A 13,710-nucleotide genomic window follows, 5' to 3' on the forward strand; every position below is an offset into this window, starting at 1 on the left:
GCCTTGCCCAACCGGAACTTAAGGTTGTCCTGCTTATGAATGCGATCGCTCCCCCCATCCTGGCACTCCGCTTGCTCAGTCAGGAGCCAAGCCAAGGTCTCGGCAAGAGATCGTTTCAGGTTGAGGCAAGCGATGCAGAAAATGTCCCGTTCTGGTGCTGCCGGTGAACTCCGGCTCGATGCGTTGATCGCGGATCTGAGGTGGCGTGTTCGGCTCCTGAACACCGACATCCTCGAGGAGGAGACTCGGGCCCGGGTGTCCGACGTGCACCAGCCGACATATTCGCTGCTCGCGCTCAACCTTCGCGCGCGACGCGACAACCTTGTGTCGACGATCGACGTGCTCGAGCAGCGCGCGAAATCAATGTCGGAAGCGGCCTGAGAGCAGTCCGCGGACCGACGGCCGCGCTCCGTCGCAGGCTGCCGGCGCACGGGATGCAACGAGCATCGTCGCATGGCTCGAATGCCTCCGGCGCTTGTCGGGGCATGAGTTGAATTCACGCCGCGCCTGGCTGTGATATTGCTGGCCTCCGCAATCCCGCGAGGCCCTCATGCTCCCCATTCCCGCCGATATCTTCACCGAGCCCGAGGACGTCTCGCCCGACGGCCTTGCCAATCTCGGCCCGCTGCGGCGGCTCGCCGGTACCTGGCAGGCGGACAAGGGCATCGACATCAATCCGAAGGCGGAAGGGCCGGAGCGGCGAACCTTCATCGAGCGCATCCGCATGGACCCGATCGATCCGCAGGCCAACGGGCCGCAGCTGCTGTACGGTCTGCGCTATCACATCCACATCAACACGCCCGAGGAAGACATCACCTTCCACGACCAGGTCGGCTATTGGCTGTGGGAGCCCGCGACCGGGCTGATCATGCAGACGCTGGCGATCCCGCGCGGCCAGGTGCTGCTGGCCTCGGGCAAGGCCGGGCCGGATGACAGGACAATCACGGTCACCGCCAAACGCGGCGACACCGCTTACGGGATCTGCTCGACCGACTTCCTGGAACAAGCTTTCCGCACCGATGCCTACCGCTGCGACATCACCTTCAACGACGACGGCAGCTGGACCTATCTGATCCAGACCGACTTGTTCGTGCGCGGCGCGCCGTTCAATCATCGCGACACCAACACGCTCCAGCTCGTCGCACCGCCAAAGCTCAATCCGCTGGCGCTGATCGCGAGCGATCGCGCCAAGGAGAATGCAGCAGCCGGCGGTGGATCCGCGGCCTGAGCGCTATCCGGAGAATTGCATGAAGCCGTATGTCATCTGTCTGATGCACTCCAGCCTCGACGGCCGCACGCATCCGAGCCGCTGGCGTCCGAAGGGGGCAGGCACGGATTGGTTCGAGAAGATCCATGACGAACTCGGCGGCGATGCCTGGGTGATCGGCCGCGTCACCGGGGCGGAGTTCGCCAAGGGCAAGCCTTATCCCACGACGGACGCGACATTCCCGCGCGAAAGCTGGTTTGCGCGGCGCGATGCGAAGACCTATGGCGTGGTGCTCGATGCACAGGGCAAGATCGGCTGGGGGCGCTCGGACATCGGCGGCGACCCGATCGTCGTCGTGCTGACCGAGCGTGTGCCGGATTCGCATCTCGCCGGCCTTCGCGGCGAGGGCGTGTCCTACATCTTTGCCGGCAAGTCCGAGATCGACCTTGGGCTGACGCTGGACATCCTCGCCCGCGAGCTGGGCGTGAAGCGTCTGCTGGTGGAGGGCGGCGGCGTCGCCAACGGCGCGTTCCTGCGCGCCGGTCTGATCGACGAGTTCAACCTGATCCTCAGCCCGGCAATCGACGGCGCAAGGGGCGCCCCCTTCGTGTTCGATTCGACAAAGGCGGACAGCGACCGGCGTGCGCCGATCACCGCGATGACGCTGGAGAGCACGCGCGAGCTCGGCGGCGGCGTCCTGCTGCTGCGATATCTGATCAAGAACGACCCTCAGGCAGCGAGCCGGTAAGCGCGGCATGTCCGATCCATCCGAGCACATCGTCATTGTCGGCGCCGGCGCGGCCGGCCTGATGGCGGCGCGCGAATTGGCGCGTGCCGGCCGGAAGGTGACGATCCTGGAGGCACGCCAGCGCTGTGGCGGCCGCATTCATCCGCTGCCGGCCTCGGAGTTCGGCTATCGCGCCGATGGCGGCGCTGAATTCGTTCATGGCGAGGCGCCGGTCACGCGCGCACTCCTGCGCGACGCCGGGCTGTCCCTTCAGGAGATCGAAGGCGAGCAGTGGAGCTTTGACGGGACGAGGCTCGCGCGCGAGGATCGCCGCGATCTCCATGAGGCAGAGCTTCAAGCCACGCTACGGGGCTTGAAGGACGATCTCGTGGTCGCCGACTTCCTGCGCCGGCATTTTGCCGGGGACGACTATGCGCCGATGCGCCGTTCGATCGAACGGATGGTCGAGGGTTATGATGCGGCCGACCCCGAGCGCGCGTCCACGCTGGCGTTGCGCGCGGAATGGATGGATGGCGGACACGCTCCGCTGGCGCGGATCGACGGCGGATACGGCGCCATGATCGATGTGCTGGCGGCCGACTGCCGCAGGCACGGCGCGACCATCCGCCTCGGCACTGTCGTGTCGGCCCTCGCGGAGGAGGGCGGCGCGGTGACCGTTCGCTGCGCCGGCGGCGATGTGCACGCCTGCGATCGCGTGATCCTCACCGTGCCGCTGCCGCTGCTGCGCGAGATCGCGCTGCCGGCGGAGGCGCGCGCGAAGCTTGCCGCTGCCGACGACATCGGCTTCGGCAATGTCATCAAGATCCTGCTGCGCTTCACACGGCCATGGTGGCGCGAGCGCAAGGAAAATCTCGCGGACATGACCTTCCTCTTGTCCGACCAGGTGATCCCGGTGTGGTGGACGCGCTATCCGGACCAGCAGCCCGTGCTCACGGGCTGGTTCGGCGGCCCGCGCACGGCGGAGCTGGAAGGCCTCGATCCGCAAGGGCTGATCGATGCCGGGCTCGGCTCGCTCGTCGCCGTGCTCGGCCTGCCGCGCGATGATATCGCGCGCGAGCTCGTGGCGGCGGCTGCAATCAACTGGGCGCATGATCGCTTCGCGCGCGGCGCCTATTCCTGGGCGACGCCGCGGACGCGGGAGGCACAAGCGATCCTCGCACGTGCCGACGGGCGCGTGCTGTTTTCGGGTGAAGCGCTCTATCGCGGCCGCGACATGGGCACGGTCGAGGCAGCGCTGGCGAGTGGGTTGGAGACGGCGGAGAGAATCTTGCAGGGATAACGGAAAGGCCCGCATCTCTGCGGGCCTTTTGTCTTACCAGCGTCCGCCGCCGAAGCTGAACGTCACGCCGGGGCCGCCGCCGTAATAGCCGTACGGTCCGCCGCCGTAATAGCCGTGGTGCCGCGGATAGTAGCCGTAGCTTCTGTAATGGGGCCGGTAGTGGCCGTGATGATGCCGCCAGTGATGATGGTGACCGTGCCAGCGATGGTGCCTGCGGTGCGCGCTGATGTCGGTGGTCCGGCTTTCCTGCGCGGTCTGTTTAGCGCTCACGCTGCCCGCCGCGTTGGCCGCCGATCCGCCGGCGAACGCCGCAGCACCGAGGGCGATCGCGGCAATGAGATACTTCATGTCGTCACTCCAGTTGAATGTCGTGCGACAACACATGAGCATCCAGCGCGTTCCCGCCAGTGCAGGCGTCGAAACGACGCAGATGTGAGTTCCGATTAACGCGCGTTAACGTGTGGGAATGTTTGAACGCCACGCGTTCTATTGTCGCATGACGATGCGTCGCCTCGCTATCGCCCGGATGTCAGGCGGTTGAACGATGCGATCGCGTCATCTGTGGTGACCATGATCTGTGGTGACCATGCGAATCCGCCGGCGAGGCTCGACGACGTCATCGCATCGATCTCTTCTGCAGAATGCGCTCCATCCCGGTCCCCGGACATCTTCACGGATGCGGATCGGGAAAGCGGTGGCGCTCGGAGAGCGCGGCGAGGATCGCGTCCTTGTCGGCGATGAAGGCGCGGCCATGATGGATGCCGGTCTGGTGCGGCGAAGTCGCTCCAGTCGCGAGCACGAGCAGCGGCAGCGATTGGTTCTCCTCGCCGACCAGCGCGATCACGGCTTGCCGCGGTAGCGGCCAGGGGATCCGCTCGACGTCGAGCTTTTCGGCGAGCGCCGGAAACGAGGCCAGCACACCCTCGATCAGCGCGCAATGCCAGCAATAGAACCTGCGATTCGGAAAGGCCGGATCCTCGAAACCAGGACGCAGCAGAAACAGGCGGTCGCGCGTCATGGGGTCGCTCCGAAGCATGGCCGCCTTGCTGAGGATCAAGGCGGCGCGGTCTGGCCGGCCTAGTGTCGAGGCCCCAAATCGTTGGGGATCGATAGAGTTAAGAAGGACGCCATGCCGGGGCCGATCAGTCAACCGCACTCACTCGCCGACGTGACGACATTGCCGGAGCTCTTGCGCTGGCGCGTCCGTGCGACGCCGGCGGCGGAGGCCTATCGCCATTTTGACGGCGCTGCCGGACGCTGGGTCAGCCAGTCCTGGCAGGAAATCGATGCGGAATTCGAGCGCTGGCGGCGGGCGCTGGCCACGGAGGGCTTTGCGGCCGGCGAGCGCGTTGCCATCCTGATGCCCAACGGCGTTGCGCATGTCGCGATGGACCAGGCGGCGCTGTCGCGCGGGCTCGTTCCGGTGCCGATGCATGCCGTCGACAACCCCGACAGCATCGCCTACATCCTCGCCGATTCCGGTGCGCTGCTGCTGTTCGTGGATACGCTGTCGCGCTGGCAGGCGATCACCGCCACTGGTCAGCCGCTCGACCATCTCAAGCGCATCGTCTGCGCGGATCCGGCGGGGCTCAGTGCTGCTGATGCCCGTATCGTCGCGCTCGACCGCTGGCTTGCGGAGCCTCGAAGCGTCAGCGCGCCGCTGGCTGACGTCGTGGTCGAGCCCGATGATCTTGCCGCCATCGTCTACACTTCGGGCACGACCGGCCGGCCCAAGGGCGTGATGCTGTCACATGGTAACATCGTCGCCAACGTGAAGGCCGTCGCGCAGCGCATCGCGGCCGTGCCCAACGACGTCTTCCTGTCCTTCCTGCCGCTCTCGCACACCTTCGAGCGTACCGGCGGCTATTATTATCCGATCGCGGTGGGGGCCTGCGTCGCCTATGCGCGCTCGGTGCCGCAACTCGCGGAAGACCTGAAAATGGTACGGCCGACGGTGCTGGTCTCCGTGCCCCGCATCTATGAGCGCGTCTACGCCCTGATCATGCAACATCGCGCGGCGGCCGGCGGCGCAGAACGCAGGCTGCTCGATCTCGCGCTTGCCGTCGGCGGCCGGCGCTTCGATGCGCGGCAGGGTCGCGGCTCGCAGGCGCTGTTCGACCGGCTTGCCTGGCCGCTCCTGAAGCGTTTCGTCGTCGACAAGGTGCTGGCCCAGTTCGGCGGACGCCTGCGCGTTGCTGTCTCCGGCGGCGCTCCGATTGCCGAGCCGGTCATCCGCCTGTTTCTCGCGCTCGGGCTCGACGTTCTTCAGGGCTACGGCATGACTGAGACCTCGCCGGTCGTTTCCGTCAATACGCCCGACGACAACGATCCGTCCTCGGTCGGCCGTGTCCTGGACGGTCTGGAGGTCAGGCTCGGCGAGCTCGACGAGCTGCTCGTTCGCGGGCCGAGCGTAATGCTCGGCTACTGGCGCAAGCCGGAGGAGACGCGCAAGGTCAAGCAGGCCGACGGCTGGCTGCACACCGGCGATCAGGCCCGCATCGATAACGGGCGCATCACCATCACCGGCCGCATCAAGGACATCCTGGTCACTTCGACCGGCGAGAAGATCGCGCCGGTGGATCTGGAGACCGCCATCCTCGCCGATCCCCTGTTCGAGCAGGTGTTGGTGATCGGCGAACAGCGGCCGTTCCTCGCCGCGCTGGTCGTGCTGAATGCAAAAGCCTGGGTGCAGGAAAAAGAAAGGCTCGCGGCGAGCGGCAAGCAAGGCGCTGCGGCGGAGCGGGCCGTGCTGCTGGCCAGAATTGCGGCGGCGGTGAAGGCCTATCCGTCCTACGCGACGCCGCGCGCGGTATGGTGGACGCTGGATCCGTGGACCATTGCCGGCGGCCTGCTCACGCCGACGCTGAAGAACAAGCGCCCCGCGCTCGAGCGCCGCTTCGCCGCCGAGATCGAGCAGATCTACGCCAGGAAGCCGGCGACGATAACGTCGACGTGATTTCGCCTCCGGTCGCCCTTGATCCAGCGCAACTTCGGTCGCCGCGGCGCGATGCAATGTCGAAGCGACACTGGAAATGCAATCGAGGCAGGTCATGAAGGCGTATTTCATCGGCGGTGGCATTGGATCGCTCGCAGGCGCGGCGTTCCTCGTTCGCGATGCGCAGCTGCCGGGGCGCGACATCGTGATCTACGAGACGCAGCCGCTGGTCGGCGGCAGCCTCGACGGCGCGCAGCTCGCGAACGGCGCCTATTCGCTGCGCGGCGGGCGAATGCTCACCACCGACCATTACGAATGCACCTGGGATCTGCTCTCGAGTATTCCCTCGCTCGAACATCCCGGCCTCAGCGTGCGCGACGAGACCATCGCCTTCAACGAAGAGAACCCGGCGCATTCCCGCGCGCGGCTGGTCGACCGCAACCGCTTCAAGGTCGACGTCTCGCATATGGGTTTTTCCGCGCGCGACCGGATCGAGCTGCTGCGGCTCACCGAAGCTTCGGAGGAGACGCTCGGCAATAGCCGCATCACCGACTGGCTGTCGCCCGGATTCTTCGAGTCCAATTTCTGGTACATGTGGCAGACCACCTTCGCCTTCCAGCCCTGGCACAGCGCGGTCGAGCTGAAGCGGTATCTGCACCGCTTCATGAGCGAGTTTCCGCGGATCGAGACGCTCGGCGGCGTCAAGCGCACCGTCTACAATCAGTATGACGCGATCGTGCGGCCGCTCGCCGACTGGCTCAAGCGCCAGGGCGTGCAGTTCGTGCGCGGCACGCGCGTCACCGAGATGGCGTTCGAGGCCGACGGCGCGCGCTTGCGCGTGCATCAGCTCACGCTCGACCGCGACAGCCGCACCGCCAACGTCCGGGTCGAAGACGGCGATCTCGTTTTCTTCCAGAACGGCTCGATGACGGACGCCTCGAGCCTGGGCACGATGACCGAGCCCCCGCCGCGCCTGACCAAGGCCGACAGTCAGGGCTGGGCGCTGTGGGAGACGATCGCGCAAGGACATCCCGAATTCGGCAATCCGTCCGCGTTCAACAGTTCGATCCCCGAATCCTATTGGCTGTCCTTCACCGTCACCTGCCGCGATCCACGGTTCTTCGACCGGATGGAAGCGTTCTCCGGCAACAGGGCCGGCACCGGTGGTCTCGTCACGTTCAAGGACTCCAACTGGCTGATGTCGGTCGTGCTCTATCACCAGCCGCATTTCACGGGCCAGCCGAAGAATGTGCAGGTGTTCTGGGGTTATGCGCTGCATCCCGACCGCATCGGCAATTTCGTGGCAAAGCCGATGTCGGATTGCGGCGGCGCCGACATCCTGAAGGAGCTCTGCGGTCACCTGAACTTCGATCCCGCCGTGTTCGAGGATGCGATCTGCATTCCCTGCCGCATGCCTTACATCACCAGCATGTTCATGCCGCGCAAGGCGGCCGACCGGCCGCCGCCGGTGCCCGAAAATTCCGTCAATCTCGCCTTCGTCAGCCAGTTCGTCGAGATCCCCGATGACGTCGTGTTCACCGTCGAATATTCGGTGCGTGCGGCGCAGACGGCGGTCTATCGGCTCATGAAGATCGATCGCCCGGTGCCGCCGGTGACGCGGCACGACAAGTCGCTTGCCGTGATCTTCGCGACGCTGGAGAAGGCGTTCGCGTGATGGCTATTTGAACGGGTCCTGGATCGACGGTGCCGACTGGCGGATGCGGCGCACGCTGACCGGCGAGCCGTCGGAGACGAACACGAGCTCGTATTTCCGGCCCTGGTTGTCGGTCGCCGAGCAGGTGACGTCGTTCACCTTCCGGGCGGCGAAATTGCCGGTCTGGCGGCAGACACCGGTGGAGGTCTGCTCGGCCGGCACCGGCAGGCCGTCGACCCTGGGCCGGTCCTTTGAGTTCAGCAGCATGCGGTCGATCGGCAGCTCGTAGGAATTGTCGTCGGCGCGCTTGCCGTTCTCCCCGGAAAACGACACGACGTGGCTGTCATCGGACGGATTGTCGACAGCGACCGCGAAATTGACCCGGCCCCTGTCGCCATGGGCGTAGGCCACCGTCTTGCAGGCATAGGTACGGCCTGCGACCTTGAACGTCTTGCAGTGGCCGGAGATCAGCGCCAGGAGGTCGATAAAGGCGTTCTGCTGCGGCTGCGGATTGTTGACCGGAATGGGTCCAGAAGTCTCGGCAAAACAAGGGCTTGCCAAGACCATGATCAGGGCGGCGAGGACCGGTCGGCAGAGGCGCATCGTCGGGCTCGTGTGCCAGGGGGCCGTGGCGGCGGACAAGGTCCGTCCAACAACCATCGAACCGCAAAATGGTTGCGATCCCGTTCGCTCCGCAATTCCCGCCTGGAATACCACCGCGTCACCCCCGACGGCGCTTTGCCCAAATTGCCCAACCCGAATGGCCAGCACATGCCATCAGGGCAGTGTTTTTTTCGTGGCGGAGCTAGCCTGTCGCCGCCTGCCAGCGCGCATCCCGAAGTGAGGGCCGGCGGTGCAGGCGGGCATCCAGCAGGGCGCGGGCGCGGCGCAGCTCGCCGCTGCGCATGAGCGCGACGATAAAGGTGTCTTCGATCAGCTCGCGCTGGGCATGGCTGCCGCCGATGCGCACGACCTCGCCGAGGACCGGCGCGAGCACCTGGACGCAAGTCCGATAATCCTCATCGGCGAAAGCCAGGAGCGCGCGGCAGATTGCCGGTACCACGGGACCGGCGGGCAGCTTGCCGTCGGCGAGCCGCTGCTCGATCGCCCCAAGGCGCGCGGCGAGCGCCTCGCGGTTTTGCGTGGCGGCCGCGAACAGCGCCATGTGGACGTCGGCAAAGGACAGGCTCGACTTCGGAAACAGCTTTTGCGCGGCGGCGTCAGCCTCGCGCCACAGCGCTTTCGGCACGGCATGGCCGTAGGCAGACAGGCGCCAGAGCAGCGAGGCGCTGTCGGTGACGACGTTGAGCGGCGGCGCCTGCGTGGCGGAGGGCTGGAGCACGTCGGCATAGATCGACAGCGCCCGCGCCGCATCGCCATGCTCGAGCGCGCCGAGCGCCTGGTGCCAGCGGATATGGCTGTGCAGGATTCCGGCGCGGTCGTAAGTGGGGATCCATTCGTCGACGAGGCGGTCGGCCGCATCGATCGAGCCGTCCTCGAACATCGCATGCAGCGCCGCGTGCACGGCGTGGGCGTTCTGCCGGCGCAGATTGAAGCCACGCTCGGTGACGGCGCGGCCGCGGGCGACGTCGCCATTCTCCGTCATCGCCCAGCCGGACATGGTGAGGAACCACCAGTCCTCGCCATAATGCCGCGCGACGCGCTCGCAGAGCTCGTGCCGGGCGCGATCGTGGTCGGCCATGCCGGAGAAGGCGAACAGGCCGAACGCGCCGAGCGGCAGCGACAGCACCACGGCGTCGCGTGGCCATGCGTCGATGTGCTTCAGCGTCGATGCGATGGCCTCGGGCAGCCGGCCCTCGATCGCGAGCGCCAGCGTCTCGACATGCGAGCGTTCGCGCTCGGTGCCGCGCTTGGCCACGAGCTCGCGCGCGAGCGTCGCCTTCTGCCGCGCGAGATCGCCCTGCTGGTAGAAGGCATGCACGCGGGCGCGGGCGATATGGGCCAGCGCGAAATCCGGGTCAGTCGCAATCGCGCGCTCCAAAGTCTCCGCCGTGCCGGTCCAGCCCGCGAGCATGAGGTCGACGCCTTCGCGATAGGCGGCCGCCGCCTCGTGCGAGGTGGTGGAGAGCGGCAGGCCGTAGCGGTCTTCAAGCGCCATCGTCGTCTCCCGTTCTCAGGCCGTCCGCGCGCGACGGCCCTCGATCGGATAGGCGGGGTCGTTGTAGCCCGGCGTCGAGGGATGGCCCGGCGTCACCAGCCGGTCGACCAGCGCCTCGTCCTCCGCGGTGAAGGAGTAATCGAGCGCGCTGATGTAGCCGTCCCATTGCTCCTCGGTGCGGGGACCGGCAATCACCGACGAGACGAAGGCGGAGTTCAGCACCCAGGCGACCGCGAACTGTCCGGCGGTGATGCCCTTCTTCTCCGCGTGAGTCTTGATCTCCTGCGCGAGGCGCAGCGATTCCGGCCGCCATTCGGTCTGCATCATGCGGGTGTCGTTGCGGCCTGCGCGCGTCTCCTTGTCGGGGGCTGCATCCGGCTTGTACTTGCCGGTGAGCACGCCGCGCGCCAAGGGGCTATAGGGCACGACGCCGAGACCGTAATAGGAACAGGCGGGGAAGTGCTCGACCTCCGGCATGCGGTTCATGGCGTTGTAGTAAGGCTGGCTCACCGCGGGTCGATCGATGCCGAGCCGGTCGCAGATGTTGCAGATCTCGGCGACGCGCCAGGCGCGGTAGTTGGAGATGCCGAAATAGCGCACCTTGCCCGCGCGGATCAGGTCACCCATCGCGCGCACCGTCTCTTCCAGCGGAGTCGCGTGATCTTCCTTGTGCAAATAGTAGATGTCGATGTGATCGGTGCCGAGCCGCTTCAGGCTCTCGTCGGCCGCTTGCAACACCCAACGCCGCGACAGCCCGCCGCGATTGGGATCGTCGCCCATGGGATTGGCGAGTTTTGTCGCGAGCACCCAGGCGTTGCGATTGCTGGCGATGGCGCGGCCGACAACTTCTTCGGATCCACCTTTCGAATAGGCATCCGCCGAGTCGATGAAGTTGATCCCGGCGCCGTGCGCCTTGCCGATGATCCGTTTTGACGTGGCTTCATCCGTCGGTCCGCCGAACATCATGGTGCCCAGGCAAATCGGCGACACTTTCAGGCCAGTCCGGCCGAGCTGACGGTATTGCATGGGCTATCCTTGCTGCTTCTTCGTGAGAGCAGCATAGCCAGCAACGCCCGTCATTGCGAGCGCAGCGAAGCAATCCAGAGATGTGTCCGTGGAGGGATTCTGGATTGGTTCGCTGCGCTCGCAATGACGAGGTGAGGAAGGCAGCCCAATTTCCTCGCGTCGTCCCGGACAAGCGGAGCGCAGATCCGGGACCCATAACCACAGGGAGTTGTTTGGCGAAGACTCGGAGTGACCTGTCTCGCGCTATATCTACTCCCTGGGGTTATGGGTCCCCGCGTGCGCGGGGACGACAGCGGAGTGTTTGGCGACAGCGGGGGCTGCCTAACTTATGCCTACGCCGGCCCCTTCAATATCTTGAACACGCCATTCGCCATCACGACGCAACGATCGTCCACGCTGACCTCGGTGCTCATGAAAATCAGGCTGCGGGTCGAGCGTACCACGCGCGGGCGGGAGATCAGGATGTCGCCGATCTGGCCGGCCTCGACGAAGTGGGTGTCGAGCTGCACCGTCGCCAGATATTCCTTGCCGGAGACATAGCGGGCCGTCATGCCGCAGGTGCGGTCGGCGAAGGTCATCATCACGCCGCCCTGGACCATGCCACGGCGATTGTGGTGCTTGTCCTCTGTCGCGAGTGCGAATTCGTAATGGCCGTCGACCTTGCGCTCCCACAAGGGGCCGATCAGGTGCAGGAAGCCCGTGGTCTGCAGGATGCTCCAGCCGTCTGATTTCAGCCTTGCGGCGGCCTTGGTGGTCATGTCGTCGTCCGTTCCTGCGTGGGCCTTGCGAGCGCATTTCATCGGGGCCGGACGTGGTGTAGTCAAGCATCATGAGACCGTTCGATGATGCCACACGGCGGAATATCGCGGATGCCTGCGCAGCCTTCACGCGCCTGCGGGAGGATGATGCGCAAGCGACGCTGAAGCGCGCCGCGGTGGCGGTCGCGCTAACCGCGAGCGAGGGCAACGACACTGCGCTGCTGCTCACGCTGCGCGCGTCGCATCTGCGCGCCCATCGCGGTCAATGGGCGCTGCCGGGCGGCCGATGCGATCCCGGCGAGACGCCGGTCGAAGCGGCGTTGCGCGAGCTCGACGAGGAGCTCGGCCTTCGCCTCACGGACGCGGATGTGCTCGGCACGCTCGACGACTACCCGACGCGGTCCGGTTATCTGATCACGCCGGTCGTGGTCTGGGCTGCGGGCCGCGGCGCGATCCGGCCGAACCCGGAGGAGGTCGCGTCCGTGCATCGCATCGCACTGGCGACGATCGAGCGCGAGGACGCTTTCGATTTCGTCGCGATCCCCGAAAGCAGCCGCCGCGTGATCCGCTTCCATCACCAGATGAGCCTGATCCACGCCCCGACGGCGGCGCTGATCTACCAGTTCCGCGAGGTGCTGGCGGGGCGGCACACCCGCGTCACCGACCTGGAACAGCCGGTGTTCGCCTGGAAGTGATGGTAAACGGCACGTTAACGTGACGGTTACCGGATGCCTGCTAAGAGAGCAGCATGCATCGTTCGATTCGAAGAAACCTGGCGCTGGTTCCATTCGCGCTTGTCCTGATCTCACCCGCCGCGCGCGGCACCGAAGCCGACGCGCTGCCGCCGGCCGTTCGCAATGCCAACGCCCAGCTGCTGTCGCAGTTCTTCGCGCAAGGTGTCTCGCCGGCCGTGCTCGAATATCGCCGCAAGCTCGCGGAATATCAGGCTGCGCGCGCGGCCTTCGATGCCGAGGCCGGCGCCTATTGGAGCCAGATCTACGAGAAGCGGAAGACGCGCAACGCCAAGCGACGCAATGGGCAGCAGATCACGCTCGACGATTACGTCCTGGAGCATCCGCCGCTCTATGCCGGGCCGAAGCGCCCGGTGAACCCGGAGCCGGAGGAAACGCCGGAGCGGCCGCCGCGAAAGCCTATTCCGGTGGTTGCCGATTTCCTGCGCGCGGCGCAAGAGCTCTACCAGTTCACGCCGCAGCGCCCGTCGAGCGAGCTTGAGTTCAAGCGCGCCTACGCGCGCTACGCATTGGCCAACGGCTTGACGCGTGAGCAGGCGGTGCGGGTCTATTCGTTCGAAACCGGCGGCACCGGCAGCTACGACGTGCAGGCGGGCATCGAGCACGGCGGCAAGCGCGCGATCTCGACCGCGATGGGTTACAACCAGCTGCTGACCACCAACAGCGTCGAGCTGCTGGCCGAGCAGGGCCATGAACTCATCCGTGCGCTTTCCGAGAAGGTGGCGCGGACCTCTGGGCCGGCGCGGCATGCGCTCGAGCACAAGCTCGCCGTCCTGAAGAAAATGGTGGCGCATGCGAAGTCGGTGCCCGACACCTGGTCGGAGCACGAGAAGATCGGCAACACTCCGCAGGGCTGGGCCATGCATGCGATGGTGCTCGACGTCGATATCGGCCCGATGCTGCAGACCCACAAGCTGCTCACTTCCGTGCTGTTCGCCCGCGCCAAGGGCTACACCCGACCGCTCTCCGCGGCGGAGCTCGAAATGATGAACCTGACCGGCGACGGCACCGGTCTCGATATGGTGACGATGCCGCAGGCGATGCGCGAGAAGGTGCCGACCTCGAACTTCTTCCAGCGCGGCGGCTACGAGCGCAATCCGGTCGCGATCCGCCACAACACGGTAGCCAAGCTGCTGGCGGTCACGGACGATCGGATGGACTCGAACAGCAGCAAAGCCGGCGCGCGGGAGCTCGCGGGGGCGTTTTAGGCCTTGGTTCGCCACGTTCTCCGC

The 13,710-nt window shown here is 66.1% G+C and carries 14 protein-coding genes; 8 read left to right on the forward strand and 6 right to left on the reverse strand.

Annotated features, from left to right (window positions below):
• The first annotated feature begins 132 nt into the window (after positions 1–132).
• The 4 genes from IVB23_RS24290 to IVB23_RS24305 all read left to right on the forward strand — a co-directional run bounded on the left by IVB23_RS24290 (position 133) and on the right by IVB23_RS24305 (position 3,234).
• Entirely contained in the window at positions 133–381 is a 249-nt protein-coding gene (locus IVB23_RS24290) for a hypothetical protein (RefSeq protein WP_061881148.1), read from the forward strand.
• A 169-nt stretch (positions 382–550) separates the two neighbouring features.
• A complete protein-coding gene (locus IVB23_RS24295) occupies positions 551–1,228 on the forward strand; it encodes a heme-binding beta-barrel domain-containing protein (RefSeq protein ID WP_197966568.1) in 678 nt (225 codons plus the stop codon).
• 19 nt (positions 1,229–1,247) lie between these two features.
• Positions 1,248–1,955: a dihydrofolate reductase family protein gene (locus IVB23_RS24300; RefSeq protein ID WP_247800342.1), complete on the forward strand. Its 708-nt coding sequence runs from the start codon at positions 1,248–1,250 to the stop codon at positions 1,953–1,955.
• A 7-nt stretch (positions 1,956–1,962) separates the two neighbouring features.
• On the forward strand, positions 1,963–3,234 hold the full coding sequence (locus IVB23_RS24305; RefSeq protein ID WP_247800344.1) for an NAD(P)/FAD-dependent oxidoreductase: 1,272 nt from the start codon (positions 1,963–1,965) through the stop codon (positions 3,232–3,234).
• A gap of 33 nt (positions 3,235–3,267) precedes the next feature.
• Here IVB23_RS24305 and IVB23_RS24310 read toward each other — a convergent pair whose 3' ends face one another.
• Positions 3,268–3,582, reverse strand: coding sequence for a hypothetical protein (locus tag IVB23_RS24310; RefSeq protein ID WP_197966571.1), 315 nt, complete (start codon positions 3,580–3,582; stop codon positions 3,268–3,270).
• A 322-nt stretch (positions 3,583–3,904) separates the two neighbouring features.
• Positions 3,905–4,252, reverse strand: a complete 348-nt coding sequence (locus IVB23_RS24315) for a DUF3088 domain-containing protein (protein ID WP_197966572.1) — start codon at positions 4,250–4,252, stop codon at positions 3,905–3,907.
• Positions 4,253–4,363: 111 nt separating this feature from the next.
• Between IVB23_RS24315 and IVB23_RS24320 the strand changes: the two genes are divergently transcribed.
• Positions 4,364–6,190 (forward strand): AMP-dependent synthetase/ligase, encoded by a 1,827-nt coding sequence (locus IVB23_RS24320; RefSeq protein ID WP_247800345.1) that lies wholly within the window; start codon positions 4,364–4,366, stop codon positions 6,188–6,190.
• A gap of 94 nt (positions 6,191–6,284) precedes the next feature.
• Entirely contained in the window at positions 6,285–7,844 is a 1,560-nt protein-coding gene (locus IVB23_RS24325) for an oleate hydratase (RefSeq protein ID WP_246515426.1), read from the forward strand.
• 3 nt (positions 7,845–7,847) lie between these two features.
• On the opposite strand, the gene IVB23_RS24330 is transcribed toward IVB23_RS24325, so the two are convergent.
• The 4 genes from IVB23_RS24330 to IVB23_RS24345 form a co-directional block, all read right to left on the reverse strand.
• The gene (locus IVB23_RS24330) at positions 7,848–8,426 is read right to left on the reverse strand and encodes a hypothetical protein (protein WP_131871680.1); all 579 of its coding nucleotides are present in this window, start codon (positions 8,424–8,426) and stop codon (positions 7,848–7,850) included.
• Positions 8,427–8,628: 202 nt separating this feature from the next.
• Positions 8,629–9,942 carry a tetratricopeptide repeat protein gene (locus IVB23_RS24335; protein WP_197966575.1) on the reverse strand — a complete coding sequence of 438 codons (1,314 nt, stop codon included), beginning with the start codon at positions 9,940–9,942 and terminating at the stop codon, positions 8,629–8,631.
• Between the two features lie 15 nt (positions 9,943–9,957).
• Positions 9,958–10,968 carry an aldo/keto reductase gene (locus IVB23_RS24340; RefSeq protein WP_247800346.1) on the reverse strand — a complete coding sequence of 337 codons (1,011 nt, stop codon included), beginning with the start codon at positions 10,966–10,968 and terminating at the stop codon, positions 9,958–9,960.
• A 332-nt stretch (positions 10,969–11,300) separates the two neighbouring features.
• Complete coding sequence (locus IVB23_RS24345; RefSeq protein WP_197966577.1) at positions 11,301–11,726, reverse strand: PaaI family thioesterase; 426 nt, start codon at positions 11,724–11,726, stop codon at positions 11,301–11,303.
• Between the two features lie 71 nt (positions 11,727–11,797).
• Between IVB23_RS24345 and IVB23_RS24350 the strand changes: the two genes are divergently transcribed.
• Entirely contained in the window at positions 11,798–12,421 is a 624-nt protein-coding gene (locus IVB23_RS24350) for a CoA pyrophosphatase (RefSeq protein ID WP_197966578.1), read from the forward strand.
• Between the two features lie 53 nt (positions 12,422–12,474).
• Positions 12,475–13,686, forward strand: a complete 1,212-nt coding sequence (locus IVB23_RS24355) for a hypothetical protein (RefSeq protein ID WP_061881139.1) — start codon at positions 12,475–12,477, stop codon at positions 13,684–13,686.
• The last annotated feature ends 24 nt before the right edge of the window (positions 13,687–13,710 follow it).

It is taken from the genome of Bradyrhizobium sp. 191, assembly GCF_023100985.1.
Taxonomy (GTDB): domain Bacteria; phylum Pseudomonadota; class Alphaproteobacteria; order Rhizobiales; family Xanthobacteraceae; genus Bradyrhizobium; species Bradyrhizobium diversitatis.

What these genes read in the sequence shown, in the direction of transcription:
- IVB23_RS24315 (WP_197966572.1), bottom strand. Translation starts at nt 4,252, where the DNA reads ATGACGCGCGACCGCCTGTTTCTGCTGCGTCCTGGTTTCGAGGATCCG.
- IVB23_RS24325 (WP_246515426.1), top strand. Translation starts at nt 6,285, where the DNA reads ATGAAGGCGTATTTCATCGGCGGTGGCATTGGATCGCTCGCAGGCGCG.
- IVB23_RS24330 (WP_131871680.1), bottom strand. Translation starts at nt 8,426, where the DNA reads ATGCGCCTCTGCCGACCGGTCCTCGCCGCCCTGATCATGGTCTTGGCA.
- IVB23_RS24340 (WP_247800346.1), bottom strand. Translation starts at nt 10,968, where the DNA reads ATGCAATACCGTCAGCTCGGCCGGACTGGCCTGAAAGTGTCGCCGATT.
- IVB23_RS24300 (WP_247800342.1), top strand. Translation starts at nt 1,248, where the DNA reads ATGAAGCCGTATGTCATCTGTCTGATGCACTCCAGCCTCGACGGCCGC.
- IVB23_RS24310 (WP_197966571.1), bottom strand. Translation starts at nt 3,582, where the DNA reads ATGAAGTATCTCATTGCCGCGATCGCCCTCGGTGCTGCGGCGTTCGCC.
- IVB23_RS24295 (WP_197966568.1), top strand. Translation starts at nt 551, where the DNA reads ATGCTCCCCATTCCCGCCGATATCTTCACCGAGCCCGAGGACGTCTCG.
- IVB23_RS24345 (WP_197966577.1), bottom strand. Translation starts at nt 11,726, where the DNA reads ATGACCACCAAGGCCGCCGCAAGGCTGAAATCAGACGGCTGGAGCATC.
- IVB23_RS24290 (WP_061881148.1), top strand. Translation starts at nt 133, where the DNA reads ATGCAGAAAATGTCCCGTTCTGGTGCTGCCGGTGAACTCCGGCTCGAT.
- IVB23_RS24355 (WP_061881139.1), top strand. Translation starts at nt 12,475, where the DNA reads ATGCATCGTTCGATTCGAAGAAACCTGGCGCTGGTTCCATTCGCGCTT.
- IVB23_RS24320 (WP_247800345.1), top strand. Translation starts at nt 4,364, where the DNA reads ATGCCGGGGCCGATCAGTCAACCGCACTCACTCGCCGACGTGACGACA.
- IVB23_RS24350 (WP_197966578.1), top strand. Translation starts at nt 11,798, where the DNA reads ATGAGACCGTTCGATGATGCCACACGGCGGAATATCGCGGATGCCTGC.
- IVB23_RS24305 (WP_247800344.1), top strand. Translation starts at nt 1,963, where the DNA reads ATGTCCGATCCATCCGAGCACATCGTCATTGTCGGCGCCGGCGCGGCC.
- IVB23_RS24335 (WP_197966575.1), bottom strand. Translation starts at nt 9,942, where the DNA reads ATGGCGCTTGAAGACCGCTACGGCCTGCCGCTCTCCACCACCTCGCAC.